The sequence below is a fragment of the Serratia sp. CY52157 genome (genome assembly GCF_052168495.1).
GTDB classification, from domain to species: Bacteria; Pseudomonadota; Gammaproteobacteria; order Enterobacterales; family Enterobacteriaceae; genus Serratia; species Serratia ureilytica.
This window is the reverse complement of record NZ_JBJNMO010000001.1, coordinates 694,355-717,404: the sequence shown is the minus strand read 5'-3', so window position 1 is coordinate 717,404 and position 23,050 is coordinate 694,355. Positions and strand designations below refer to the sequence as shown.

General features: G+C 59.0%; 23 protein-coding genes. 16 read left to right on the top strand and 7 right to left on the bottom strand.

The window, feature by feature from the left end; translation table 11 throughout:
* Positions 1-3 precede the first annotated feature (3 nt).
* The 3 genes from ACJ8IP_RS03550 to ACJ8IP_RS03540 are packed head-to-tail and all read left to right on the top strand — an operon-like array spanning position 4 to position 2,817.
* Positions 4-813 carry a hypothetical protein gene (locus tag ACJ8IP_RS03550; RefSeq protein WP_273974299.1) on the top strand — a complete coding sequence of 270 codons (810 nt, stop codon included), beginning with the start codon at positions 4-6 and terminating at the stop codon, positions 811-813.
* Positions 810-1,982, top strand: coding sequence for an MFS transporter (locus ACJ8IP_RS03545; RefSeq protein ID WP_197781752.1), 1,173 nt, complete (start codon positions 810-812; stop codon positions 1,980-1,982). The genes ACJ8IP_RS03550 and ACJ8IP_RS03545 overlap by 4 nt, the downstream gene beginning before the upstream one ends.
* A 22-nt stretch (positions 1,983-2,004) precedes the next feature.
* Complete coding sequence (locus tag ACJ8IP_RS03540) at positions 2,005-2,817, top strand: hypothetical protein (protein WP_273974300.1); 813 nt, start codon at positions 2,005-2,007, stop codon at positions 2,815-2,817.
* Between the two features lie 30 nt (positions 2,818-2,847).
* Here ACJ8IP_RS03540 and ACJ8IP_RS03535 read toward each other — a convergent pair whose 3' ends face one another.
* Positions 2,848-4,041: an MFS transporter gene (locus ACJ8IP_RS03535; RefSeq protein ID WP_072627657.1), complete on the bottom strand. Its 1,194-nt coding sequence runs from the start codon at positions 4,039-4,041 to the stop codon at positions 2,848-2,850.
* Between the two features lie 149 nt (positions 4,042-4,190).
* Between ACJ8IP_RS03535 and ACJ8IP_RS03530 the strand changes: the two genes are divergently transcribed.
* The 3 genes from ACJ8IP_RS03530 to ACJ8IP_RS03520 all read left to right on the top strand — a co-directional run bounded on the left by ACJ8IP_RS03530 (position 4,191) and on the right by ACJ8IP_RS03520 (position 7,054).
* Complete coding sequence (locus ACJ8IP_RS03530; RefSeq protein WP_089191740.1) at positions 4,191-5,108, top strand: ABC transporter substrate-binding protein; 918 nt, start codon at positions 4,191-4,193, stop codon at positions 5,106-5,108.
* A gap of 360 nt (positions 5,109-5,468) precedes the next feature.
* Entirely contained in the window at positions 5,469-5,900 is a 432-nt protein-coding gene (locus tag ACJ8IP_RS03525; protein ID WP_198772372.1) for a DUF262 domain-containing protein, read from the top strand.
* Positions 5,901-6,001: 101 nt separating this feature from the next.
* Positions 6,002-7,054, top strand: coding sequence for a hypothetical protein (locus ACJ8IP_RS03520; RefSeq protein WP_442524302.1), 1,053 nt, complete (start codon positions 6,002-6,004; stop codon positions 7,052-7,054).
* Positions 7,055-7,172: 118 nt separating this feature from the next.
* Here ACJ8IP_RS03520 and ACJ8IP_RS03515 read toward each other — a convergent pair whose 3' ends face one another.
* The gene (locus ACJ8IP_RS03515) at positions 7,173-8,942 is read right to left on the bottom strand and encodes a sigma-54-dependent Fis family transcriptional regulator (protein ID WP_273974303.1); all 1,770 of its coding nucleotides are present in this window, start codon (positions 8,940-8,942) and stop codon (positions 7,173-7,175) included.
* Positions 8,943-9,217: 275 nt separating this feature from the next.
* Here ACJ8IP_RS03515 and exaC point away from each other — a divergent pair, with 275 nt between their 5' ends.
* Positions 9,218-10,738, top strand: a complete 1,521-nt coding sequence (exaC, locus tag ACJ8IP_RS03510) for an acetaldehyde dehydrogenase ExaC (RefSeq protein WP_442524301.1) — start codon at positions 9,218-9,220, stop codon at positions 10,736-10,738.
* A gap of 60 nt (positions 10,739-10,798) precedes the next feature.
* Here exaC and adhP read toward each other — a convergent pair whose 3' ends face one another.
* The 3 genes from adhP to ACJ8IP_RS03495 all read right to left on the bottom strand — a co-directional run bounded on the left by adhP (position 10,799) and on the right by ACJ8IP_RS03495 (position 14,104).
* On the bottom strand, positions 10,799-11,815 hold the full coding sequence (adhP, locus tag ACJ8IP_RS03505) for an alcohol dehydrogenase AdhP (RefSeq protein ID WP_033643042.1): 1,017 nt from the start codon (positions 11,813-11,815) through the stop codon (positions 10,799-10,801).
* 197 nt (positions 11,816-12,012) lie between these two features.
* Positions 12,013-13,302, bottom strand: a complete 1,290-nt coding sequence (gene blh / locus ACJ8IP_RS03500) for a bifunctional sulfur transferase/dioxygenase Blh (protein ID WP_442524300.1) — start codon at positions 13,300-13,302, stop codon at positions 12,013-12,015.
* A 16-nt stretch (positions 13,303-13,318) separates the two neighbouring features.
* The gene (locus ACJ8IP_RS03495; RefSeq protein WP_033650426.1) at positions 13,319-14,104 is read right to left on the bottom strand and encodes a sulfite exporter TauE/SafE family protein; all 786 of its coding nucleotides are present in this window, start codon (positions 14,102-14,104) and stop codon (positions 13,319-13,321) included.
* Positions 14,105-14,295: 191 nt separating this feature from the next.
* Between ACJ8IP_RS03495 and ACJ8IP_RS03490 the strand changes: the two genes are divergently transcribed.
* Together ACJ8IP_RS03490 and ACJ8IP_RS03485 are read left to right on the top strand one after the other, a co-directional pair.
* Positions 14,296-15,531 (top strand): NAD(P)/FAD-dependent oxidoreductase, encoded by a 1,236-nt coding sequence (locus ACJ8IP_RS03490; protein WP_198793164.1) that lies wholly within the window; start codon positions 14,296-14,298, stop codon positions 15,529-15,531.
* Positions 15,532-15,658: 127 nt separating this feature from the next.
* The gene (locus ACJ8IP_RS03485; protein ID WP_033643038.1) at positions 15,659-15,952 is read left to right on the top strand and encodes a SelT/SelW/SelH family protein; all 294 of its coding nucleotides are present in this window, start codon (positions 15,659-15,661) and stop codon (positions 15,950-15,952) included.
* A gap of 6 nt (positions 15,953-15,958) precedes the next feature.
* Here the strand turns inward: ACJ8IP_RS03485 and ACJ8IP_RS03480 are convergent, their stop codons facing one another.
* On the bottom strand, positions 15,959-16,900 hold the full coding sequence (locus ACJ8IP_RS03480) for a LysR family transcriptional regulator (RefSeq protein WP_033650428.1): 942 nt from the start codon (positions 16,898-16,900) through the stop codon (positions 15,959-15,961).
* A gap of 97 nt (positions 16,901-16,997) precedes the next feature.
* Here ACJ8IP_RS03480 and ACJ8IP_RS03475 point away from each other — a divergent pair, with 97 nt between their 5' ends.
* The 7 genes from ACJ8IP_RS03475 (at position 16,998) to ACJ8IP_RS03445 (ending at position 21,613) form a co-directional block, all read left to right on the top strand.
* Complete coding sequence (locus tag ACJ8IP_RS03475; RefSeq protein ID WP_108680707.1) at positions 16,998-18,197, top strand: MFS transporter; 1,200 nt, start codon at positions 16,998-17,000, stop codon at positions 18,195-18,197.
* Between the two features lie 94 nt (positions 18,198-18,291).
* Positions 18,292-18,786 (top strand): TIGR00645 family protein, encoded by a 495-nt coding sequence (locus ACJ8IP_RS03470; RefSeq protein ID WP_025302805.1) that lies wholly within the window; start codon positions 18,292-18,294, stop codon positions 18,784-18,786.
* A gap of 188 nt (positions 18,787-18,974) precedes the next feature.
* Positions 18,975-19,430, top strand: coding sequence for a 3-hydroxyacyl-ACP dehydratase FabZ (gene fabZ, locus ACJ8IP_RS03465; RefSeq protein WP_033643035.1), 456 nt, complete (start codon positions 18,975-18,977; stop codon positions 19,428-19,430).
* A 34-nt stretch (positions 19,431-19,464) separates the two neighbouring features.
* Positions 19,465-20,253 (top strand): spermidine synthase, encoded by a 789-nt coding sequence (locus ACJ8IP_RS03460; protein WP_047026131.1) that lies wholly within the window; start codon positions 19,465-19,467, stop codon positions 20,251-20,253.
* A gap of 80 nt (positions 20,254-20,333) precedes the next feature.
* Positions 20,334-20,528: a ribbon-helix-helix protein, CopG family gene (locus tag ACJ8IP_RS03455; protein ID WP_004928567.1), complete on the top strand. Its 195-nt coding sequence runs from the start codon at positions 20,334-20,336 to the stop codon at positions 20,526-20,528.
* A gap of 147 nt (positions 20,529-20,675) precedes the next feature.
* Positions 20,676-21,077 carry a VOC family protein gene (locus tag ACJ8IP_RS03450; protein WP_015377846.1) on the top strand — a complete coding sequence of 134 codons (402 nt, stop codon included), beginning with the start codon at positions 20,676-20,678 and terminating at the stop codon, positions 21,075-21,077.
* A complete protein-coding gene (locus ACJ8IP_RS03445) occupies positions 21,077-21,613 on the top strand; it encodes a dihydrofolate reductase family protein (protein WP_273974307.1) in 537 nt (178 codons plus the stop codon). The genes ACJ8IP_RS03450 and ACJ8IP_RS03445 overlap by 1 nt, the downstream gene beginning before the upstream one ends.
* On the opposite strand, the gene ACJ8IP_RS03440 is transcribed toward ACJ8IP_RS03445, so the two are convergent.
* Positions 21,598-22,992, bottom strand: a complete 1,395-nt coding sequence (locus tag ACJ8IP_RS03440; protein ID WP_206357541.1) for an MFS transporter — start codon at positions 22,990-22,992, stop codon at positions 21,598-21,600. The two genes, ACJ8IP_RS03445 and ACJ8IP_RS03440, sit on opposite strands and share 16 nt — an antisense overlap.
* Between the last annotated feature and the right edge of the window lie 58 nt (positions 22,993-23,050).

The following is a 23,050-nucleotide window of genomic DNA, read 5'->3' as shown; positions in this document are numbered from 1 at the left end:
AAGATGACGACGATAGTCTCCGATCCCAAACCGGTATTCAGCTTTTATTACATCGGCATCGATACCGAAGCCGGCGTCACGCCACAACAGTTTGAAACCTTCGTGCGCGAACAAGGCGTGTATATCCCCTGTTATCCCGGCTGGCGCTGGACGTTGCTGCGCGGCCTGCGCGGCGAACGCGTCGGGCAATACCTGATGTTGTACGAGATTGACAGCGCCGAGCAGCGCGATCGTTACGTCACCGCCACCGGGCAGCGAACGGCGCACGCGCACGAATTCTGGCGGCGGCATGCCGCCGCGCAGGAAATCCTCGCCGAGTGGCGAAAACTGGGCACCTACAGCCTGCTGCCGACGCTGTTCAGCGATTATCGCCTGCTGGCTGAGAACAGAAAAAGCGACGTGCCGCCCGGCCCGCGCTACCGGGAACGGCCGGGCGAACCGCCCGAGGCGCGCATTATCGGCATCCACAATCTGGCGCTGCGCGAAGGCGTGACCCCGGCGCAATTCGAACGCTTTATCGCCGAAAATCACCATCGCATTGAGGATTATCCGGGCTGGAAGTTTCACTTGCTGAAGGGAGAGCGCGGCAATCGGCTCGATCAGTACGCGGTGATGATGGAAATCGTCAGCCTGGCGGCGCTGGACGTGTTCTATCCGGAGCCCGATATCGCCACCGCCGAAGCGGCAACCTTCGCCAAAGCGCATCGCGACACCAAGCAAATGTATGAAGAGTGGAAGCAACTGGCGTCATTTTCCGGTTCACCGCAGATTTATACCGATTATCTGTCCGTCGCACAGAGCCGATCGTCATGATGCTGCCTTGGCTAACCGGCGAGGCCGCAGAGAATCAGCGCCGGCAAATCGCCACCCGAGCGATCTTCTTCCTCGCCGGGTTGGGCATGGCCGCCTGGGCGCCGTTGATCCCTTTCGTGAAAGCGCGATTGGGCATCGATGACGGCGCGCTCGGTTTGCTGCTGTTTTGCCTCGCCGCCGGCTCCATGGCGATCATGCCCTTCGCCGGGTATCTGATCGCCAAACTGGGGTGCCGCGCCGTGTTGCTGGGCGCTGGCGCCTTGCTGTGCATCGACTTGCCGCTGTTGGCGTTACTCGATGCTCCGCTGTTGATGGGGGCGGCATTGGGGGTATTTGGCGCCGTCAACGGCATCATGGATGTGGCGATGAACTCACAGGCGATAATCGTCGAGCGGGAGAGCGGCCAGGCGAAAATGTCCGGCTTTCATGGCTTCTACAGCCTTGGCGGCATTGCCGGCGCCGGCGGCGTCAGTCTGTTGCTGCTGGCGGGCCTCGCCCCGGCCCAGGCCATCGGCCTGATCGCCCTCCTCATCGCGATCCTGCTGCTGATCGTCGCCGGCGATTTACTGGCGCACGGCGGCATCGGCGAGCGGCGACGGGGCGGCGCGCGGTGGGCGCTGGCCCACGGCAAGATCCTGTTTATCGCCCTGCTCTGTTTCTTCGTGTTCCTGACCGAGGGGGCGATGCTCGACTGGTCGGCATTATTCCTGCATGCCGAGCGCGGCGTGGCCAAATCGCAGGCGGGGATCGGGTTCACGCTGTACGCCGTCGCCGTGGCCTGCGGGCGGCTGTATGGCGACAGGCTGATCGGCGCAATCGGGCGCTACCGCACTCTGCTGCTCGGCAGCCTGTGCGCCGCGGCAGGCGTGCTGTTGACCGTCACCGTCCCTCTGGCATCGGCCGCCTTTGGCGGGTTGATGCTCGCCGGCCTGGGCATCGCCAACATCGTTCCCATTCTGTTCAACGCCGTCGGCAATCAAAAACAGGTGCCGCCTGGCCAGGCGTTTCCGGCCGTGACGCTGGTCGGCTATCTCGGCTTATTAACCGGCCCGGCGCTGATCGGTTTTATCGCCAATTACACCAGCCTGGCCCTGGCTTTCGGCTGCACGTTGCTGTGCCTGTTGCTCGTCAGCATCAGCGCCAAAGCCGTGACGAACACATCTCACTAACTTAACTTGCGAGGATCGTTTAATGCATGCATCAACCACGCCGGTTTTCTCCCTGCACTACGTGGGAATCAACCTGAAACGGGGCGTCGCCTCAGATCGTTTCGAAGCGTTCGTTCGCCATAAAGGCGTCGCCATCCCGGCCTATCCCGGCTGGCGATGGACGCTGCTGCGCGGCCTGCGCGGCGAGCGTGAAAATCAGTACCTTATGGTTTATCAGGCTAAAGACGCCGCCACCTACGCGCGCTATATCGACGGCAACGGCGAGCTGACCGACGAGGCGCACGCCTTTTGGCGGCAGCGTCCGGAGGCCGCTGCGCTGATTGGGGAGTGGAAAACCTTCGCGACCTTCGCCGAACTGCCGACCCTTTACACCTGTTACCGTCTGGTGGCCGAGAATAGCCGCAGTTCATTGCCGCCCGGCCCCAATTACCGCAGCGAACCAGGGAAGGAAAGCATTCAGCGTGTCATCGGCATTCATAACCTGGCGCTTAAAGCGGGCGTCTCGCCCGAGCAGTTTGAACGGTTCATTACCGACAACATCCACCGCGTGGAAGACTACCCGGGCTGGAAGTTTCACCTGCTGAAGGGCCAGAGCGGCAACCGGCTGGACCAATACGCGGTGATGCTGATCATTGAAAGTCTGGCGTCGCTCAACGCGTTCCATCCGGAGCTCGACGTCTCAACCGAGCAAGCGCTCAGGTTCGTGGCCGAGCATCAGGACACCGAACGCATGTACGACGAGTGGAAAACACTGGCGTCGTTCTCCGGCGCGCCGCAAATCTACACGGATTACCTGGCGATTGGCGGCAACGAGAATGACGCCCATCCGGCGTAAACCGCGCGGCGGCGTTGAGCGCCGCCGCTTTCACGGCCGCCGTTCGCCGAACGGCGCCAGCTTCATGCCGATAAGCGTCACCACGCAGATGAGCGCCCCGGCGTAGAAGGTGGAGGCGGAACCGAACAGCTCCCACAGGGTTCCGGCCCCGAGACTCGCCAGCAGCAGCGCCACGCCGCTGATCAGATTGAACATGCCGAACGCGGTGCCGCGCAGGTGCGCCGGCGCGGTATGTGCCACCATCGCCGCCAATAGCCCCTGGGTCATGCCCATGTGCACGCCCCACAGCGCGACGCCAAAAAGCACCCCGCCCCAATGATCGCTCAGCGCCAATACCAGGTCGGCGGCGATCAGTACCAGCAACCCGGCTTTCAGCAATCCTTCATGGCTCATGCGGTCGGACAGTTTTCCGAACGGATAGGCCGAGCAGGCGTAGACCAGATTCATGGCGACCATCACCAGCGGGATCAGCGCCAGCGGCGTGCCGCCCTGCTGCGCCTTCAACACCAGGAACGCTTCACTGAAGCGCGCCAGCGTGAAGATCGCGCCGATGCTCACCACCCACCAATAGCTGCGCCCCAGCAGCCGCAGGTTGGCGCGAGTGATCGGGTTGGTGCGCTTGTGGGTTATCGCGGCGGCCGGCTCTTTCAGGCCGAAAAACAGCAGCGCAATCGCCAGCGCCGCCGGGATCGCCGCCACCCAGAAGATGGCGCGAAAATCGTTGTGCCACAGCAGCATCAGACCGACGGCCAGCAGCGGCCCTAAAAAGGCGCCGACGGTATCCAGCGACTGGCGCAGCCCGAAAGCCGCGCCGCGAATTTCCGGCGGCGTCACGTCGGCCACCAGGGCATCACGCGGCGCCCCGCGAATGCCTTTGCCCACGCGATCCAGCAGGCGCGCGCTCATCACCATGCCGGACGACGACGCGATGGCGAAAAACGGTTTGCTGATGGCGCCCAACCCATAGCCCAGCAGCGCCAGCCCTTTACGTTTGCCGAGGTAATCGCTGAGCACGCCGGAGAACACCTTGACGATCAACGCCGTCGCCTCCGCCAGCCCTTCGATCAGACCGATGACAATCACGCTGGCGCCGAGCGTCGTCGCCATAAACAGCGGCAACAGGCTATGGATCATTTCCGAGGAAACGTCCATCAGCAGGCTCACGCCACCCAATACCCACACGCCGCGCGGTATGCGGCCCAACGTAGCGAAACGCGACGACATGGTTCATCCTCGATCGATTCAGCGCCGCCAGAGGCGCCTCATGATTTTTCCAAGATTGGTTAGTTGATTTTGTTCGTTCACAGATCTGCAGCCTTTAGAGATAGTGCAACGACCGTGTGACACCCATAATAATGAAGGTAATTAACATAATGATATATAGCAAAAAGATGATAGTGATTGCGGCGCTGCTGAGTTTTTCCGCCGCCGCCGCACCGGGCGTGGATCTCGTCGCCAACGAAACGCCGATCCACACGGTGAAGAGCGCCGAAGCCGTGGCCAAAATCCCCGCCGGCTTCCGGTTCGTGGAACCCGGCACGCTGACGGTGGCCATTTCCCTGCTGGGCAGCGGCCCGCCGTTCGGCCTGTACGCCCGCGACAATAAAACGGTGATCGGCAGCGAGGCGGACATCGCGCGCCTGGTGGCCGACGGTTTGGGGTTGAAACTCAGGCTGGTGCCCACGTCGTGGGAAGACTGGCCGCTGGGGGTGGCCTCCGGCAAATATGACGCCGCGGTTTACAACATCACCGTGACCAACGAACGCAAAACCAAATTCGATTTCGCCACCTATCGGCAGGATACGCTGGGCTTCTACGTCAAGTCCGACAGTAAAATCACCCAGATCAAAACGGCGCCGGATATCGCCGGTAAAAAGATCATCGTCGATTCCGGCACCAATCAGGAAGCGGTGCTGCTGGCCTGGGACAAGGAGAACCGCGCCAAGGGATTAGCGCCGCTGCAGCCGGTGTACGTCACCGATAAGGCCGCCTCCACGCTGGCCATTCAGTCGGGCCGCGCCGACGCCACCTTCGGGCCCAACGTCTCCGGCGCTTATCAGGCGCGGCTGACCGGTAAAACCCGGCTGGTGGGCATCGTGCCCGGCGGCTGGCCGAAGACCGCCAACATCGCCGTCACGCTGAAGAAAGGCAACGGCCTGGTGGACGCGGTGCAGGCTTCGCTCAACAGCGCCATCGCCAACGGCAGTTATCTGCAGGTGTTGGATCGCTGGGCGGAGAGCGACGAGAAGATTGCCCATTCCGAGATTAACCCGCCGGGACTGGGGGATTGAGAGAGCAACAAACAGGCCCCGCGCAGCGGGGCCTTCTTATCACACGACTGTATTATTGATTAGTACATAGCCTCAGATTCAACTAGCTGCAAAATTCAATGAGAAGGGTCATTAGATCGACATATGAAAAACTTCAGCTGACTTTTTCTATGAGCGCACCTTAGAATGCAAATCATGATAATTAATCCAGTTTGAATAAATTAAATGAAAGCATATAAACAAGGTCAATAACAATGCAGCTGTAATTTTGACAGACAGAATATGACATTAATTTACATTCAACAGACTATCTGGTTGAATGTGAATTTAACTTTGATATTATATGAACCACAAACATTCAGCGTTTTGAAAGGGAAGAAAATGAGCGTAAGTACTATTACTATCCGTAAATTACTACAAGCAGTATCTGACGGCGAAATCCGGATCCCTGCATTTCAACGAGATTTTGTTTGGGAACCCGATAGAGTACAATTTCTAATGGATAGTCTTTTTAAAAAATACCCAGTAGGAACCTTGCTGTTGTGGAAGACAAAAGAGAAGCTTGAACATGATAAAATGTTAGGGCCATTTAACTTGCCAGCTCCAAAAAAAGATTATCCAATTGATTATGTCCTTGACGGACAACAAAGAATAACCTCAATATTTGCCACATTTCAAACTGAATTGGAAAAAGATAAGAGTTTTGGAAATTGGCTAGATATATATTTTGATATTGATGCAAAGAGTGATGTTCAAGACTCTCAGTTTATTGCCTTAGAAAAAACTGATGTAAAAAAAATCATGTCCCTCTAAATCTACTTTTTGACATACAGAATTTCGGTAAATATGTCAGAGAGTTTTACGACCAAAATAGGATTCGAGAAATTGACGAACTACAAGCTGCTTTTCTTGATGTGCAAATCCCTGTTGAAACTGTTGAAATAGATGATCACTCAAAAATAGCGATCATATTTGAAAGAGTGAACAGAGGGGGAATGCCTTTAGATACATATCAACTGCTTTCGGCTTGGACGTGGAGTGGTGATTTTGATTTAAGGGCAAAGTTTGAGGAGCTGGGGGACGACTTAGATGATCATGGTTATAAAGAACTCGGCGATGAAGCAGATTTATTATTAAAATGCTGTGCCGCAGTAATAAAAGGCGATGCTTCAGCTAAATCTGTTGTTGAGCTTAATGGGACAGAAGTTAGGAATAAATTTAAGAAGTTTCAGACAGGTATTTTAGGGGCTGTTGAATTCTTAAAAAAAGACTGTAAAGTCGCCTCATTTAAAAACTTACCTTACAAATCAATGCTAATACCATTATCTCGTTGTTTTTCAACTGAAAAAAGATCAGATTTCCATCCATCTTCAAAGCAAAGGCAAGCTTTAGTGAAATGGTTCTGGCACAGTTGTTTTTCTCGTCGCTACTCAAACAGTGTCGATACGGCTGTAAAACTAGACGTGCTAGCTATGGATAAACTTCTAAAAAACGACTTAGCCGATCTGGAGTCTAGGACATATACTGTGACGCCTGATTTTTTCACAAAAAACATATTCCAAATGACCTCAGTAAATACCAAGACATTCATACTTTTCCTTGCCAATAGGAAACCTCTTTCGTTCCTTTCAGGTTCAAAAGTAGATTTAGAGAAAGTATTGTTAGCATGTAATAAAAGAGAATACCATCATATATTCCCGAAAGACCATCTTGAGAAGAAGCTCAAGCTAAAAAATAAAGTAGATATATATCCATTGGCAAATTTCTCGTTCTTATCAAAAAGAGATAATGCATCAATTCAGAATTCATCGCCATCTGAATATGAGAAAAGAATTGATCCTGATAAAAAAGAAAAAATATTAAGCTCATCTTACATCCCTAAAGATGGATTAAGTCTACCATACAAGGACTTTATAAAGGCACGAAGCATTATATTAGCAAAAGAGGCAAACAAGTTAATCAGCTAGCAATAAAAATACTGGCCATGAATTGAAACGCATGGCCATATTAATCTATTATATAAAATCATGATAAAGATAATAAAATATAATAATTAACATTATAAAAATATATTTCATCGTCATTTTATACCGCTCTTCGCCTCCCCAGCTTGCGGTACAGCGTGCTGCGCGAAACGCCGAGCGCCTTCGCCGCCCGACTGAGATTGCCGCCCGCCCTGTCGATCGCCGCCTGCAGATCCTCGCCGCCGGCGTCGGCGCATGCCTGGCGCGGCGACAGTACCGCGATCGACTGCGGCAGATCGTCCAGGGTGATCACCGCGCGATCGTCCGCCAGCGCCAGCAGCACCTTGAGCGTACTTAACAATTGCCGCACGTTGCCGGGCCACGGATAGCGCGCCAGCATCGCCAGCGCCTCCGGCAACAGGCGAATGTCGCGCCGTTCGCCGCCCAGCTCCCGCCACAGCTGCAGAATGAACGCCTCCAATTGCGCCCGCTCTCTGAGCGGCGGGATGCGCAGGCTGTATTCCTGTATGCGATACAATAAATCTTCGCGAAACGCCCCCGTTTGCACCTGCCGATGCAGATCGTGGTGCGTCGCGCAAACCAGCGCGAAATCGACCGCATAGGCGCTGCGGCTGCCGAGCGGCGTGACCGTTTTCTCCTGCAACACCCGCAGCAGGCGCGTTTGCAGGCCCGCCGGCATGTCGCCGATTTCATCGAGGAACAGCACGCCGCCGTCCGCCTCACGGATCTTGCCGATATAGCCTTTGGGGTTGGCGCCGGTAAACGCCCCCGGCGCATAGCCGAACAGTTCGGACTCGATCAGCGGTTCCGGCAGCGCCGCGCAGTTGATCGCCACGAAGTTGCCGTTGTGCCAGCGACTTTCCTGAAACAGGCGGCGGCTGAAGTGCTCCTTGCCGCAGCCGGTTTCGCCGGTCACGCACAGAGAAAGGCCGGCGTTGAGAATGCGCAACGCTTTCTGATGCTGCTCGTCGTGCCGTTCCGCCGGCGGCGTCGAACGCAGAGCGCTAACGCGACGCTGGGGCGCCTCGAGCAGCGAATAATAGTGCCGTTGATTGCCGGCCAGCGTCTGGCGCGGCGCGCCGGAGGGTTGCCGCAACAGATCGGGGAACAGCTGAGCGAATTCAAGCGAGCCGAATGCGGCCGGCGAGAGTTGGAACTCGACCATCGCCAGCCGATTGGCGGCGATCAGCACTTCGTCGTGAAACACCAGCAGCAGTTCCTGCGCGCTGCCCAGGCGGCCAGCGTCGGCGTGCAGGCGCAGCGTCCAGTGACGATCGGCGATCGCGCTTCTGACCCAGCGGTGTTCGATATGGCGCACCGCCTGCATGATCAGACGCTGCGCATCAGGATACGGGCGCTGGGCCGGGGCAGAGAGATCCAGTATGCCGGCAATATGGCCATCCGGCCGGTAGATCGGCGCGGCGGTGCAGTTCAATCCGGCGTTTTGGTTGAGAAAATGCTGATCGCCGCGCACTTCGCAGAAAGCGCCCAGCGCCAGCGCAGTGCCGATGGCGTTGGTGCCCCGCTCCGCTTCTCCCCACTGGTTGCCCGGCGCCAGCGCAAAGCGCGACGCCTTGTGCAGAAAATCGTGATTGCCACGGGTTTCCAACACCAGCCCGTCGGCGTCGGCGATCACCACGATGGCCGGTTGACGCGTAATTTGCGCGCCCAACTGTTCGATCAGCGGCTGTACCCGTTGCGGCACCCAGTCGTTGCGGCTGCGCAGTTCTTCGAGCAGACCGGCTTTGATAAACGGGATATGTTGATCGGCGCGCGTCAGGCCGTAACTGCGGCTGCGCTGCCAGGATTCCGCCAGCGGGTGGGTCAGCAAACTGGCGCTCTCAGTGAGCAAGCGATCGTCAGGCAACATGCGTTTCTCCCCCGGCTGCAAGTGTTGCAAATATGTATCATGGATGTGTATCAGGCGTTGCGACACGGAACACAAAAAATCATCGGCGGCAGCGGAACCGCTCGATTGGCTTACCCACATCAGTGCTTAACGTTTTAATAAATAGCCATTTTTTTACGAATACTACGTCCTTCGCTAATCTGGCACGGGGCGTGCTTCTCTGTGCTGCGGCGACAGGCCGCACTCACAGGCGCAGCGCAATAGCGCCGGTTATCATCTGCAGAGAGGTGCTTCACATGAAATATGTTCACCCCGGTTTGCCTGGCTCGCTGGTTTCGTTCCGTCCACGCTATGGCAACTACATTGGCGGCAAATTTGTCGAACCGGTATCCGGCAACTACTTCACCAACACCTCGCCGGTGACCGGCCAGCCGATCGCCGAATTCCCGCGTTCCGACGCCAAAGACATCGAACTGGCGCTTGACGCGGCGCATGCGGCGGCGGGCGCCTGGGGTAAAACCAGCGTGCAGGAACGCGCCAATGTGCTGTTGGCGATCGCCGATCGCATCGAGTCGCGGCTGGAGATGCTGGCGCTGACCGAAACCTGGGACAACGGCAAACCGATCCGCGAAACCCTGAATGCCGATCTGCCGCTGGCGGTCGACCATTTCCGCTACTTCGCCGGCTGCCTGCGCGCGCAGGAAGGCACCGCGGCGGAGATCGACCAAAATACCGTGGCCTACCATATCTATGAACCGCTGGGCGTGGTCGGCCAGATTATCCCGTGGAACTTCCCGCTGCTGATGGCCGCCTGGAAACTGGCGCCGGCGCTGGCGGGCGGTAACTGCGTGGTGCTGAAACCGGCGGAACAGACGCCGCTCGGCATCAGCGTGCTGATGGAAGAGATCGGCGATCTGCTGCCGCCGGGGGGGCTCAACGTGGTGCAAGGTTTCGGCGCCGAGGCCGGCGAAGCGCTGGCGCGCAGCAAACGCATCGAAAAAATCGCCTTCACCGGCTCCACGCCGGTCGGCCGCCACATTCTCGCCTGTGCGGCGGAGAACATCATCCCCAGCACCGTCGAGCTGGGCGGCAAATCGCCGAACATTTATTTTGAAGACATCATGCAGGCGGAGCCGGCGTTTATCGACAAGGCGGTTGAGGGGTTGGTGCTGGGCTTTTTCAACCAGGGAGAGGTTTGCACCTGCCCTTCACGCGCGCTGATCCAGGAGTCCATCTACCCGCAGTTCATGGAGAAAGTGCTGGCGCGTATCGCCACCATCCGCCAGGGCGATCCCTTCGACACTGAGACCATGATCGGCGCCCAGGCGTCAAAACAGCAGTACGACAAGATCCTGTCCTACATCGACATCGCTAAAAACGAGGGCGGCAAAATCGTTGCGGGCGGCGAGCCCGCTCAGCGCGGCGACGAAGTGCAAAACGGTTTCTACCTGCAGCCGACGCTGATCACCGGCGACAACAGCATGCGTTTCTTCCGCGAGGAGATCTTCGGGCCGGTGATTGGCGTCACCACCTTCAAGGATGAGGCCGAAGCCCTGGCGCTGGCCAACGACACCGAGTTCGGGCTGGGCGCCGGGCTGTGGACCCGCGACATCAACCGCGCCTACCGCATGGGACGCGCGATCAAGGCCGGCCGCGTATGGACCAACTGCTACCACCTGTACCCGGCGCACGCCGCGTTCGGCGGCTACAAAAACTCCGGCATCGGGCGCGAGACCCACAAGGCGGCGCTGTCGCACTATCAGCAGGTGAAAAACCTGCTGGTCAGCTACGACGCCAAACCGCTGGGCCTGTTCTGAAGCCGGCGTAATGAGATAACAAGAAGGCCACCCGCAGGTGGCCTTCTTTTTTCGCGTGGCCTACTTCGCCATGCCGAGATCGATCACCATGCGACCGCGAATGGTGCCCGCCTTCATCTCCTCGAAGATGGCGTTGATATCGCCCAATGGCCGTTTGGTCACTTTCGGCGTCACTTTGCCTTCGGCGGCGAACTGGAACGCCTCTTTCAGATCTTCGCGCGTGCCCACCAGCGAACCCACCACCTGAATGCCGTCCAGCACCAGACGCGGAATGCTCAGATCCATACTCTCCGGCGGCAGCCCCACGGCCACCACTTTACCGCCGGCGCGCACCGCATTGACCGCCGAGTTGAAGGCGGCTTTCGCCACCGCCGTCACCACCGCCGCGTGAGCGCCGCCGGTTTGCTGCTGAATGATCTCCTCCGCGTTTTGCGTTTTGGAGTTGATAGTCAGATCGGCGCCGATCTGTTTGGCGAACTCCAGCTGGCCATCATTGACGTCGATGGCGATCACTTTGGCGTTAAACACGTTCTTGGCGTACTGCAAGGCCAGGTTGCCCAGCCCGCCCAGGCCATAGATGGCGATCCACTGCCCCGGCTTGATATCGGAAATCTTCACCGCCTTGTAGGTGGTGACGCCGGCGCAGGTGATGCTGCTGGCGGCGAAAGAATCGAGCCCGTCCGGCACTTTCACCGCGTAGTCCGCCACCACGATGCACTCTTCCGCCATGCCGCCGTCAACGCTGTAGCCGGCGTTTTTCACCGAGCGGCACAGGGTCTCGTTGCCGCTGACGCAGTATTCGCAGTGGCCGCAACCCTGGTAAAACCAGGCGACGCTGGCGCGGTCACCCACTTTTAACGAGGTGACGCCCTCACCGACGGCGGAGACCACGCCGATGCCCTCATGCCCCAACGTAATGCCCGGCACCTCGCCGAAATCGCCGTTTTTCACGTGCAAATCGGTGTGGCACACCCCGCAACACTCCATTTTCAACGCCGCTTCGCCGTGCTTCAGCGGGCGCAGCACTTTATCCTGAATGTCTACGGTATGGTTTTTCGTCACTACGGCAGCTTTCATGGTGTTTTCCTTAGCAGTGTGGGAAGTACAGTTGTTAATGTAGTGACTGTATTCGGCGAGGGCAAGCGCCGCGTGTTTTGTGTAAAAACAAATAATTAAATATGAATCAGTCTGATTATTTCATAAAAAACCATTAACAGACGGCGCGATCGCCTTGAGATTGGCAGCCGTGAACGATCGCGCCTCTCTGGCTTGATTTACCCCTTGAAGCGATTAACAGGGATTTTGAGGTAGTGCCGCCCATCATCTTCGCAATCAGGCAGAACGCCGCCGCGAATGTTGACCTGCAGCGCCATCAGCATCAATTCCGGATGCGGCAACGTGGCGTCTCGCTGCTTCCTTTGCGCGATAAATTGGGCTTTATCCATGTTGGCCACCCAGGGGTTGTTCTCGCGCTGCTCTCGCACGGTGCTTTCCCAGCGGGCCTCACGCCCCGCCGGGCGATAATCGTGGCCGGTAAACAGGCGGGTATCCGCTGGCAGGCTCAAGATCCGCTGCAACGAATCCCACAGGGCTTCCGCATTTCCGCCGGGGAAATCAGCCCTTGCGGTGCCGCTGTCCGGCATGAAAAACGTATCGTGAATAAACGCCGCATCGGCAATGTGATACGTGACGGAAGCCAGGGTGTGGCCAGGAGACAGCAAGACTTCAGCGCGCAGGTTGCCGATAAAAAAGACGTCCCCATCCGCAAACAGCGCATCCCACACGGTCTCGGCGGGAGGCAGTTCCTTCAAATTATAGATGTCTTGCCACAGCCCCTGCACGGCGGTAATTTTTTCGCCTATGCCGCTGAGGGCGCCGGTTTTCTGCGCCAGCCAGGTTGCGGCAGAAAAATGGTCGGCATGCGGGTGCGTATCCAGCACCCAGGCCACGCCCCACCCTTGCTGCCGGATAAAGCTCAAAATGGTGTGCGCCTGCTGATGCGATACCGTGCCCGATCGGCGGTCAAAATCCAGTACCGGATCGATGATGGCGCAGCGACGCGCCTCGGGATCGGCGACGACATACTGCAGGCTGCCGCTTTCCGGCTCATAAAATGCGTGCACTTGCGCATGAGACTGAACGGACTGATGCCGGCGATACCAGCTGAGCGCCTTATCGGCATCCGCGCCATATTCTTCGCATTGGCTGCGGAATCGCGCTTCATCGATCCGCCCTTCGCGCAGCGCATGCAGCAGAGCAAGGCAGGCTGAGCGCGCCCCGCTCCGGCAGTGCGCCAGGGTCTTCTTGCCTCGCCGCAACAGGTAATGGAAGGTATAAACGGTCTCCCAGGTCAGCGTGTCGAACGTGTAAGGAAGATAGACGTAGTCTATGCCCATGCCTTCAGCCAGCATTTTCTCTTGCTGATGGGATAGATGCTCCCCCGGTTCTTCATCTGGCCGGTTGTTGACGATAAGCCGGTAACCTTGTTGATGCAGGGTAGCGAAATCACTCGCTGCGGGCGCCCCCGAAAAGGAGAGCTGATGATGGTATGTACGGATGCGCATATTTTTTCCTTCTGTCTTATAAGCTTTTAAAAAGCATATAAAGGGCCAGCACCAAGAGCATGGCGGCGTAGAGCACACGGATAATGTCCTCGCGTTTCTTCAGGCGTTCGGTGAGCGCAACCCCCACGACGCCCCCCAGAACACCGCCGACGATCAGCCAGCACGTGATGACGAGCGACACCTTGCCGGACAAGGCATAGCTTGCGCTCGTCGATAAACCCATGGCAGAAACCACCACCAGCGAGGTGGCCACCGCTTCAAGCAGCGAAAAGCGGAAAAACCAGAGCAGCGCCGGCACCACTAAAAATCCGCCGCCGATACCCAGAAAGCCGGCCACCGCGCCGAGCGCCAACACGCTGAGCCACACGATGGCGGGATGAAAGGTTGCATCCGGGGAAGCCAACCCGTTGCCGGCCCGGTGATTTTTTTTCAGCGTTAATCCGGCGACAATCAGCATCAGCAAAGCGAAAGGCAGGGTTAGATAGCGCCCGTCCGTGATTTTTCCCATCTGTGAACCTGCCAGCGTTCCTGCCACCGCGACCAGCGACACGACAATGCCGGTTCGCCACCGGACGTTTCCTTTGGCGGCGTGCGCAAAAAGGTTGAGCAGCGCGCTGACGGCGACGGCCATGGCGCTGGTGCCTATCACCAAATGCGTATCCGGGATTTGCACCATATACAGCAGCAGCGGCACACAAACGATGGAGCCGCCTCCGCCTGTCAGGGCCAAGAGAAATCCGACTATTCCTCCGGTTATCACCAATAACATCAGGGTATAAAAAGTAAAATGGAAAAAATCCAATGCGCTAATTCCTGAACGGTGTTTGTGGCATTTATTAACGATCAGTTCGCATTGATTGTCAAATAACTTATTACATTTAGTTATTACATATAGCTAAATCGAATATGTAATTTTTAATATAACCATAAGTTCTATGAATTCCCTTTTAATCTGGGCATTAACCCCCTACTTTCTTATGAAAGGAGGCCTGCATGAAACCGGAAAAAATAAACACCCAGAAAAAAATTGTTGTTATTGGCGGTGGTTCATCTGGAATAAGCGTCGTGGCAAGCATAAGGAAGCGAGTTAAAGGCATTGATATAACGGTAATTGAACCTGGCGACTGTCATTATTATCAACCGGCATGGACCTTGGTGGGCGGCGGGCTTTTTGATATCAATGAAACGCGGCGTTCCATGCGCGCCGTCATCCCCCCAGGAACCGCATGGATTCAGGATAGCGTGGTGAGAGTGGAGCCCGGCCAAAAATATGTCGAGACTCGCCAAGGGCAGAAAATAAACTACGACTTCCTTATTGTTGCCTGCGGACTCGTTTTACGTTGGGATAAAATAGAGGGTCTTGAAGAAACGTTGGGAATGAATGGCGTCACCTCTAATTATCGTTTTGATCTTGCGGAATACACCTGGAAACTGGTTCGTGAAATGCAAGGCGGCGAGGCGATATTTTCTCAACCACCAATTCCGATAAAATGCGCCGGCGCGCCGCAAAAAGCCTTATACCTTTCATGCGATCACTGGCGGCGACAAGGTGTCCTTAATAATATTAACGTCAATTTTTGCCTGGCGGGCGCGGCGGTATTCGGCGTGCCGCAATTTGTTCCTCCGCTGACCGATTACTTGAAAAAATACCGCGCACAGGTCAACTTCCGGCATAATTTAGTTCGCGTTGATGGGCAGCGTCGGCAAGCGACCTTTTCTCTGGACGGTGATGAAGAAGGCAAACGCGAAGTGACACTGCCCTTCGATATGCTGCACGTAGTGCCGCCGCAATCTGCGCCGGCGTTCATTTCGCAAAGTGGGTTGTCTGACGAGTCCGGTTGGTGCGACGTGGATAAATTCACCCTACGGCATAAGCAGTGGCAGACGATTTTTGCGGTTGGCGACTGTTGCGCCACGCCAAATGCCAAAACCCTGGCGGCGGCTCGCAAACAGGTGGTGGTGGTGGCAGAGAACATTGCGGCGCAGCTTAACGGCGCTCCTGATGCGGCACGGTATGATGGTTATGGCTCCTGCCCATTGACGGTAGAGAAAGGCAAGGTTGTTCTGGCGGAGTTTGGTTACGACAGTAAATTGCTCCCAACCTTTCCTCTGTTCGACAATACGCATCCCAGCCGTATGGCATGGTGGCTGAAGGCCTGGTTTTTACCCAAATTTTACTGGGCAGGCATGTTGCGCGGGGTCGAATGGTTTGCCAAAAGCAAGCCATAGCGACCGTCATCGTTACCCGCGCCTCGCGGCTTCCGCAGGCGCTTGACTATTTGGCGATACACAGCCACCATCGCTTGCGAGCCATCAGGCTGATTGCAAGCCGTCACCACTAACCGGTCGATCAACGATGAAAAATGCCCCCGCCGTTACGATTCACTACTGTTCACAATGCAATTGGTTGCTGCGCGCCGGCTGGATGGCGCAAGAGCTGCTCAATACCTTCGGCGACGATCTCGCCTCCGTCACCCTGATGCCGGGCACCGGCGGGGTGTATCAAATCAGCGTCGATGGCGTGATGATTTGGGATCGCAAAATTGACGGCGGCTTCCCCGATGCGGCGCAGTTAAAGCAGCGGCTGCGCGATCACAGCTTTCCCGAGCGTTCCCTCGGCCACAACGACGGCAAAAAAGCCCGGCACTGAACGGCGTCAGCCCGCCGCCGGCGGCCGCGCGCCGAGAATGCGCGGCATCACTTCTTTCATCATTTCCATGAACTTGCGCAGGCGAGCCGGGTAATAGCTGGCGTAGGGATACAGCAGGTAGATAGGCAGCGGCGCGGCGCGCCAGGCCGGCAACACGGTTTGCAGCGCCCCGTCGGCCACATCGTCCCGCACCAGCCAGGAGGAGACAATCGCGACGCCCAGCCCCTCCAGCGCCGCCTTGCGTACCGCGTACAGGCTGTCGGTGCTCAACCTCGGCGTGATATCGAACCGCCCCTGCTCGCCGCGCTCAACATGGGTCAGCACCACTTCATTGCGATAAAAACTGTTCAACGCCAGCCACGGCAACCGCGCCAAATCGTCAAGACAGCGAACCGGCTCTCGGCTCTTCAGCAGCGCCGGCGACGCTACCGTGCTGCGCGGCACCTCCGCCAGCAATACCGCCACGACCGACGGATCGGTCACAGCACCGACGTGAATGGCGCAATCCACGCCTTCGGGAATAAAGTCCGGAGAATGATCGTTCAGCGTCCACTCAACGTAAGTTTGCGGGTAGCGCCGCAAGTACTCGCCCAACGGACCGATCAGCTGATCCTGGCCGAAAGCGTGCGGCGCCCGCACGCGCAACACCCCGACCGGTTCGTCGCGCGCGCCGCCCAGCCCTTCTTCCAGGCTTTGCCATTGCTCGATCAGCCCCCGCGCCTGGCGGTAACAGCGCTCGCCGTCGTCGGTCAGTTTGAGGGCGTGAGTCGTCCGCTGGATCAGTTTGGCGCCCAGCAGCTGCTCCAACGCCTGCAGACGCCGACTGATCGTCGGTTGTGAGGTGCCCAGCTGCTGCGCCGCCGCCGACAGGCTGCCGCTTTCGACGATGCGCACCAGCGTATGCAGCAAAGTTATGCGGTCGCCGTTGGGTAAATTAATTTTATTCATACGTTAAATGTATAACAGTTTTACCTGCGAGGGGGCTACAGCGGAATGAAGCAAGCGGTAAAAATGGCCGCACATTCACTTTGCAGGGATCTTTGCCATGAGCACCACCGCCACCAACGGCGCCCCGTCCGCCAACGTCGTGTTTCTGCTGGCCGCCGGCGCCGGCCTCAGCGTCGCTTCAATCTATTACAGCCAGCCCATGCTCGGCATGATGGGCGCCGATTTCCACGCCGGCGTCGCCGATGCCGGCATGGTGCCGACGCTGACCCAGTTGGGTTATGCGTTGGGCATTTTACTGTTGGCGCCGCTGGGCGACCGGTACGATCGCCGGCGGATCATTCTGATCAAAGGCGCGCTGCTGACGCTGACGCTGCTGCTTTGCGCGTTTGCCGCCTCATTCCCGCTGTTGTTGCTCAGCAGCCTGGCGATAGGCCTGACCGCCACCGTCGCCCAGGACATTATCCCCGCCGCCGCCACGCTGGCGCCGGAGGCCAGCCGCGGCAAAACCGTCGGCGCGGTGATGACCGGGCTATTGGCCGGTATTCTGCTGTCGCGCGTGTTCAGCGGCGCGCTCGCCGAGTTCGCCGGCTGGCGCAGCGTTTACGCGCTAGCGGCGCTGGGCGTTTTGCCGATCACGCTGGCTATCTGGCGCATGTTGCCGCGTCTTCGCCCCCATAACGCGCTGAGTTACCCCGCGCTGCTGCGCTCGCTGGGGCATCTGTGGGCCGCGTATCCCGAGCTGCGGCGTGCAACGCTGGCGCAAGGCTTTCTGTCATTGGGCTTCAGCGCTTTCTGGTCAACGCTGGCGTTGATGCTGGCGGAGCGCTACCAGATCGGCAGCGCGGCGGCCGGCGCGTTTGGTCTGGCAGGGGCGGCGGGTGCGCTGGCGGCGCCGTTGGCGGGAAGCCTGGCCGATCGGCACGGCCCTGACGCCGTGACCCGCATCGGCGCGGCACTGGTCCTGGCCGCCTTCGCCCTGATGTTTCTGCTTCCGCTGTTGCCGCTCCCGGCGCAGCTGGCGCTCATTGCGCTGAGCACCGTCGGATTCGATCTGGGCATCCAGGCGACGCTGATCGCACACCAGACCATCGTCTACGGTCTTGATCCGGCGGCCCGCAGCCGCTTGAACGCCCTCTTGTTCACCGGCGTATTCATCGGCATGGCGACCGGCGCCGCCCTCGGCAGCCGCATTCTGGCAAGCGCGGGCTGGCCGGGCGTCGTGGCGCTGGCAACCGCGGCGGGGGCCGTGGCGCTGTGGATCCGCTGCGGGCGCAAAACGGCACGCGTAGCGGCCTGATATCGCCCTCTACTGGCGCAAGCGGTTGATTTCACCCAGGCCTCTTGCGCTATACTGAGCGCCCTTTTTGCTACGCATTCAAAACAATTTTATGATGGAACGCTTGCTAGAAAACGCGATGTACGCCTCCCGCTGGCTGCTCGCGCCGGTTTATTTCGGCCTTTCACTGGCCCTGGTCGCCCTGTCTATCAAATTTTTTCAGGAGATCCTGCACGTCCTGCCCAACATTTTCTCCGTCGCTGAAGCCGATCTGATCCTGACCCTGCTGTCGTTGGTCGACATGGCGCTGGTCGGCGGGCTGCTGGTGATGGTGATGTTCTCCGGGTACGAAAATTTCGTCTCGCAGTTGGATATCACCGAAGGAAAAGAAAAGCTGAGCTGGCTGGGCAAAATGGACGCCACCTCGCTGAAAAACAAAGTCGCCGCGTCTATCGTCGCCATCTCGTCCATCCATCTGCTGCGGGTGTTTATGGACGCCAAGAACGTGCCAGACAACAAGCTGATGTGGTATGTGATCATCCACCTCACCTTCGTGCTCTCCGCCTTCGTGATGGGTTATTTGGACAAGGTGACCCGCTCCAAGCACTAAACGCGCCGCCACGCCCGATCGTCAGGATCGGGTGTCTTCCCCTCCTTCGCTGTTTCCCAACCGTCGCCGCCGTCATGTCTTTCATCTGGCACATCTGATGATAATTTTATTATAATGTCATTACACTCATTATGGACCGAACGCCGGCCATCGCGCCGGATTCGCCGCAGACAGGATCACGCTCCCCCATGCCATTACATGGTCACCCCCTGCAATTCCACGATATTCAGGCGATTCTGCCTCATCGCTATCCCTGTCTGTTGGTCGATCGCGTGCTGCCCGCCGGCACCTGCATCGCCGAAGGGCGGCTGAGCGCCATCAAGAACATCACCGCCAATGAGCCGACGTTCTGGAGCGGCCATGCGCGCTTCGCCGGTTTTCCTGGCGTGCTGTTGGTGGAAGCGCTGGCGCAAAGCACCGGTCTGCTGGCGCATTACTATCTCGGGGCGCTGAACGAAGGGGAACATTACTATTTCGCTTCCATTCAGCGGGCGCGGTTTTATCGCGCCGCCCGTCCCGGCGACCAGGTGTTGATGGAGGTCGCCTTTGTACGCCGGCGCGGCGCGATCGCCCGCTTCACCGGCCGTGCCAGCATCGATGGCCGGCGCATTTGCACCGCCGATTTCATGTGCGCCCGTAAGTAAACAGGCCGCTTGCCAAAGGAGCCCTGCGAATACCATGTCTCTGGTTGACAGCTTACTCAGAACCCTCGATTTCTCCCCGCGTGGCCAGGTGATCGCTCGCGAAGCCGACGCCTGGGGCGAAATCATCGTTTCCGATCACAAGGACTACCGCACGCTGCGGTTTGACGGCATCTGCGAGCAAAGCAAGATGAGCCTCAGCAACCCCGCGCAGCCGATCCACAACTACATCAAAGCGATGCTGATGGCGGTGGCCTGGCAGCCGCCGACGTCGGCGTTGATCCTGGGGTTAGGCGGCGGCAGCCTGCTGCGTGCGCTGCACGCGCTCGATCCGGCTATGCGCCTGGAGGTCGTCGAGCTGCGCGCCGCGGTAATCGCCGTCGCGCGCCGCTATTTTACGCTGCCGGCCACCGACACCATCAGCCTGCGCACCGCCGACGCCATGGACTTCGTGCGCCCGCCCGCCGAAACGCGTTACGATCTGATTTTCTCCGATCTTTATTCGGCGTTCGCCATGGATCCGCAGCAAGGCACCCAGACATTCCTGGAGAACTGCGCCGCGCGGCTGAATGACGGGGGCTGGCTGGTGCTGAATTACCACGATCTGCCCGACGAAAACAGCCTGCTGTACCACAGCCTGCACCGGATATTCGCCACCGTGCTGTTTTGCGTCGCCCCCAGCGGCAACGTGATCATTTATGCTACGCCGGCCCAGGTGTCGCTGCCGCTCAGCACGCTGCGCACGCTGGCCGCCGGCAGCGGCGAGCTGTTCAACTGCGAACTCGGCTACCTGTCACGCAAGATAGAGCGGCTGCATTTCCGCTAAAGACGAGCGGCGGCGCGGTCTGGCTGGCCGCTTCGCTCACATGGTATTATCATTCAGTCATCATTCTCTGGAGGATCCTGATGGAAAAGAAAACGGCGCGGCTAACGGTGCTGATTGACCCGGACAAGAAGAAAGCCCTGGAAGAGCTGTGCCTGCAGCAGGACGTCACCCCTTCCCAGGTGGTGCGCCAGCTGATACGCGATTATCTGCACAAGCATCAGGTGGATTATCCCAGCCAGCCGACCCACGCCAATCCTCGCGTCGAGAGCAATTGAGGCGGCCCGCCCCACAAACCGTGAAGCGCGCTTTGCCCCCCTGCGCGCGTCCCTAATCCGAATCCTCCACGGCGGTCTGTCCATCCTGCGCTATCGCTGCTACTGTTTTATCCGTTCATTATTCTCTCTTGGGAAAGGAAACGCGCCATGTTCAGCCATATTACCGTCGGCGTCAGCGATCTGGACGCCGCCGCCGCGTTCTACGACGCCATTTTGTTGCCATTGGGTTTACAACGGCGGGAAGTGACGCCGGACGGCGGCCCCGCCGCCCGCTGCTGGGTGATGCCGGGCCAAACGCTGCCGCGGTTTTATGCCTACCAACCCTTCGACAGACAGCCCGCCAGCGCCGGCAACGGCAGCATGCTGGCCTTTCTCGCCGCCGACGAGCTGGCGGTTAAACGCGCCTACGCCGCCGGCCTGCTGGCGGGTGGCAGCAGTGAAGGCGAACCCGGCGAGCGCGCGCACTATGGCAAAGGCTATTTCGGTGCTTACCTGCGCGATCCCGACGGCAACAAGGTCCATGTGGTTTACCGCGGAGATCTCGCCTGATGAAATGCTCGGTTTACATCGCCACCAGCGTAGACGGATTCATTGCCGGCCCGAACGGCGACATCGATTGGCTGCTGCGGCCCGAGTACGCGGTGTCGTTGCTCAATGGCCTGAGTTTTGAAGCGTTTATCGCCGACATCGACGCGCTGGTGATGGGCCGCCATACCTATGAAAAAGTCCGCGCCTTTCCCGAATGGCCCTATGGAGAACTGCCGGTGGTGGTACTGTCGACGCAATCCGCACCGCAGAGCGCAGAGCCTGTCCGCTGGATGAGCGGCGAACCGGCCAGCGTCGTGGCGCGGTTGGCCGAGGCCGGCTGCCGTCACCTGTATATCGACGGCGGCCAGACCGTGCAGCGTTTCCTGCAGGCCGGATTGATCGACGAATTGACGATTACGCGCGTGCCGCTGCTGCTGGGCGGCGGCATTCCCTTGTTCGGCGCCGATGCCCCTGAGCAGCGCCTGCGTCTGCTCGCCGTCACCCAGTCGGACAACGGTTTCGTGCAAGAACGCTACGCCGTTCAGCGCGCGTCATAACGCAGCGCCAGTCGGCGGCCGCCGAAGGCGATAAGCAATGCCGCCAACGCCAGCAACGCCGCCGCGCCGTAGGTGACGCGCATGCCGTAAGCCGCGGCCGCCGCGGCGCCCGCCACCCGCTGCGAGGCCAGATAAAACAGCGCCCCCATCGCCGACGCGCCGGTGATCGCCCCCAGATTGCGCGCCAGATTGACCATGCCGGCGATCAACCCGCGTCGTTCTGGAAACAGATCCTTCATCAGCACCGTGTTATTGGCCACCTGAAACAGCGCATAACCGGCGGTCAACAGCGCGATCGGCGCGACATAGCCGAGTACGCCCCAGCGGCCCAGCAGCGACAGCAATCCCGCCCCGGCGGCCACTGCCGCCAGCCCAAGCTGGGCGATGCGCTGCGATCCAAAGCGATCCACCAGATAACCCGCCGGAATACCGGTCAGGATCGCCACCGCCGGCCCCGCCGACATCACCAGCCCCACCTGCGCGGCGCTTAACCCCAGCGCGCGCGACAGATAAAACGGCCCGACCACCAGCGTGGCGGTCATCACCGTCATGACCAACGCGCTGGCCGCCAGCCCCGCCGTCAGGGCCGGATGGCGGAACATCGTCGGCGCCAACAGCGGCGACACGGCGCGGCGCTCCACGCGGATAAACACCCCTGCCGCCAACAGAGCGCCCAACATCAACGCCAGGTTAAGCGCGCCGAAATCACCGCGTCCCAGAGTCATCGCCAGCGAGTAGCAAAGCAATGCGCCGCCCAGCAGCAGCGTGCCGGCGCGGTCGAACGGTTCAGGGCGCGTCGCCGCCCGCGCCCCATTCGGCAAGTATCGCCAGGCGAGCCACAGCGCCAGCAGCCCCAGCGGCAGGTTGATCAGGAATATCGTTCGCCAGCCGAAGCCGGCGATCAGCGCGCCGCCCAACGACGGCCCCAGCGCGGTGCCCACGGCCGACATAGTGCCGAGCAGCCCCATCGCGCGGCCGATCTTTTCCGTGCCCAGAGCCTCGCCCGCCAGCGCCATGGTGATTGACATCATGACTGCGCCCCCCAGCCCCTGCGCCAGGCGCGCCGCCAGCAGCAGCCACAGCTGCGGAGCCAACGCACAAGCCAGCGAAGCGGCGGTAAACAGCGCGATGCCCGCCAGCAGCAGGCGGCGACGATTGAGGCTGTCGCCCAAGCGGCCGATGCCGATGATGCAGGTGGTGACGGCCAGCAAATAGCAGAGCAGCACCCACTGCACTGCCTGGAACGACGCATGGAATGCGGTGGCGAGCGCCGGCAGCCCGACGTTGGCGATGCTGATGCCGAGCGATGACAGCAGCATACACAGAGAAAGTGCGGCCAGTATGCCGCGGACGCCCTGCGGCGAAGGATGGGATAACATGATAAGCACTCCTGACATAGACTGAGGCTTAGCCTATGTCAGGGGCTGGGATGGCGGA

Coding starts and splice junctions, on each gene's coding strand:
- ACJ8IP_RS03490 (WP_198793164.1), top strand. CDS start 14,296: ATGAAACCGGAAAAAATAAACACCCAGAAAAAAATTGTTGTTATTGGC.
- ACJ8IP_RS03530 (WP_089191740.1), top strand. CDS start 4,191: ATGATATATAGCAAAAAGATGATAGTGATTGCGGCGCTGCTGAGTTTT.
- ACJ8IP_RS03540 (WP_273974300.1), top strand. CDS start 2,005: ATGCATGCATCAACCACGCCGGTTTTCTCCCTGCACTACGTGGGAATC.
- ACJ8IP_RS03450 (WP_015377846.1), top strand. CDS start 20,676: ATGTTCAGCCATATTACCGTCGGCGTCAGCGATCTGGACGCCGCCGCC.
- ACJ8IP_RS03440 (WP_206357541.1), bottom strand. CDS start 22,992: ATGTTATCCCATCCTTCGCCGCAGGGCGTCCGCGGCATACTGGCCGCA.
- ACJ8IP_RS03455 (WP_004928567.1), top strand. CDS start 20,334: ATGGAAAAGAAAACGGCGCGGCTAACGGTGCTGATTGACCCGGACAAG.
- ACJ8IP_RS03545 (WP_197781752.1), top strand. CDS start 810: ATGATGCTGCCTTGGCTAACCGGCGAGGCCGCAGAGAATCAGCGCCGG.
- ACJ8IP_RS03475 (WP_108680707.1), top strand. CDS start 16,998: ATGAGCACCACCGCCACCAACGGCGCCCCGTCCGCCAACGTCGTGTTT.
- ACJ8IP_RS03470 (WP_025302805.1), top strand. CDS start 18,292: ATGGAACGCTTGCTAGAAAACGCGATGTACGCCTCCCGCTGGCTGCTC.
- adhP (WP_033643042.1), bottom strand. CDS start 11,815: ATGAAAGCTGCCGTAGTGACGAAAAACCATACCGTAGACATTCAGGAT.
- exaC (WP_442524301.1), top strand. CDS start 9,218: ATGAAATATGTTCACCCCGGTTTGCCTGGCTCGCTGGTTTCGTTCCGT.
- ACJ8IP_RS03525 (WP_198772372.1), top strand. CDS start 5,469: ATGAGCGTAAGTACTATTACTATCCGTAAATTACTACAAGCAGTATCT.
- ACJ8IP_RS03535 (WP_072627657.1), bottom strand. CDS start 4,041: ATGTCGTCGCGTTTCGCTACGTTGGGCCGCATACCGCGCGGCGTGTGG.
- ACJ8IP_RS03460 (WP_047026131.1), top strand. CDS start 19,465: ATGTCTCTGGTTGACAGCTTACTCAGAACCCTCGATTTCTCCCCGCGT.
- ACJ8IP_RS03515 (WP_273974303.1), bottom strand. CDS start 8,942: ATGTTGCCTGACGATCGCTTGCTCACTGAGAGCGCCAGTTTGCTGACC.
- ACJ8IP_RS03445 (WP_273974307.1), top strand. CDS start 21,077: ATGAAATGCTCGGTTTACATCGCCACCAGCGTAGACGGATTCATTGCC.
- fabZ (WP_033643035.1), top strand. CDS start 18,975: ATGCCATTACATGGTCACCCCCTGCAATTCCACGATATTCAGGCGATT.
- ACJ8IP_RS03485 (WP_033643038.1), top strand. CDS start 15,659: ATGAAAAATGCCCCCGCCGTTACGATTCACTACTGTTCACAATGCAAT.
- blh (WP_442524300.1), bottom strand. CDS start 13,302: ATGCGCATCCGTACATACCATCATCAGCTCTCCTTTTCGGGGGCGCCC.
- ACJ8IP_RS03550 (WP_273974299.1), top strand. CDS start 4: ATGACGACGATAGTCTCCGATCCCAAACCGGTATTCAGCTTTTATTAC.
- ACJ8IP_RS03480 (WP_033650428.1), bottom strand. CDS start 16,900: ATGAATAAAATTAATTTACCCAACGGCGACCGCATAACTTTGCTGCAT.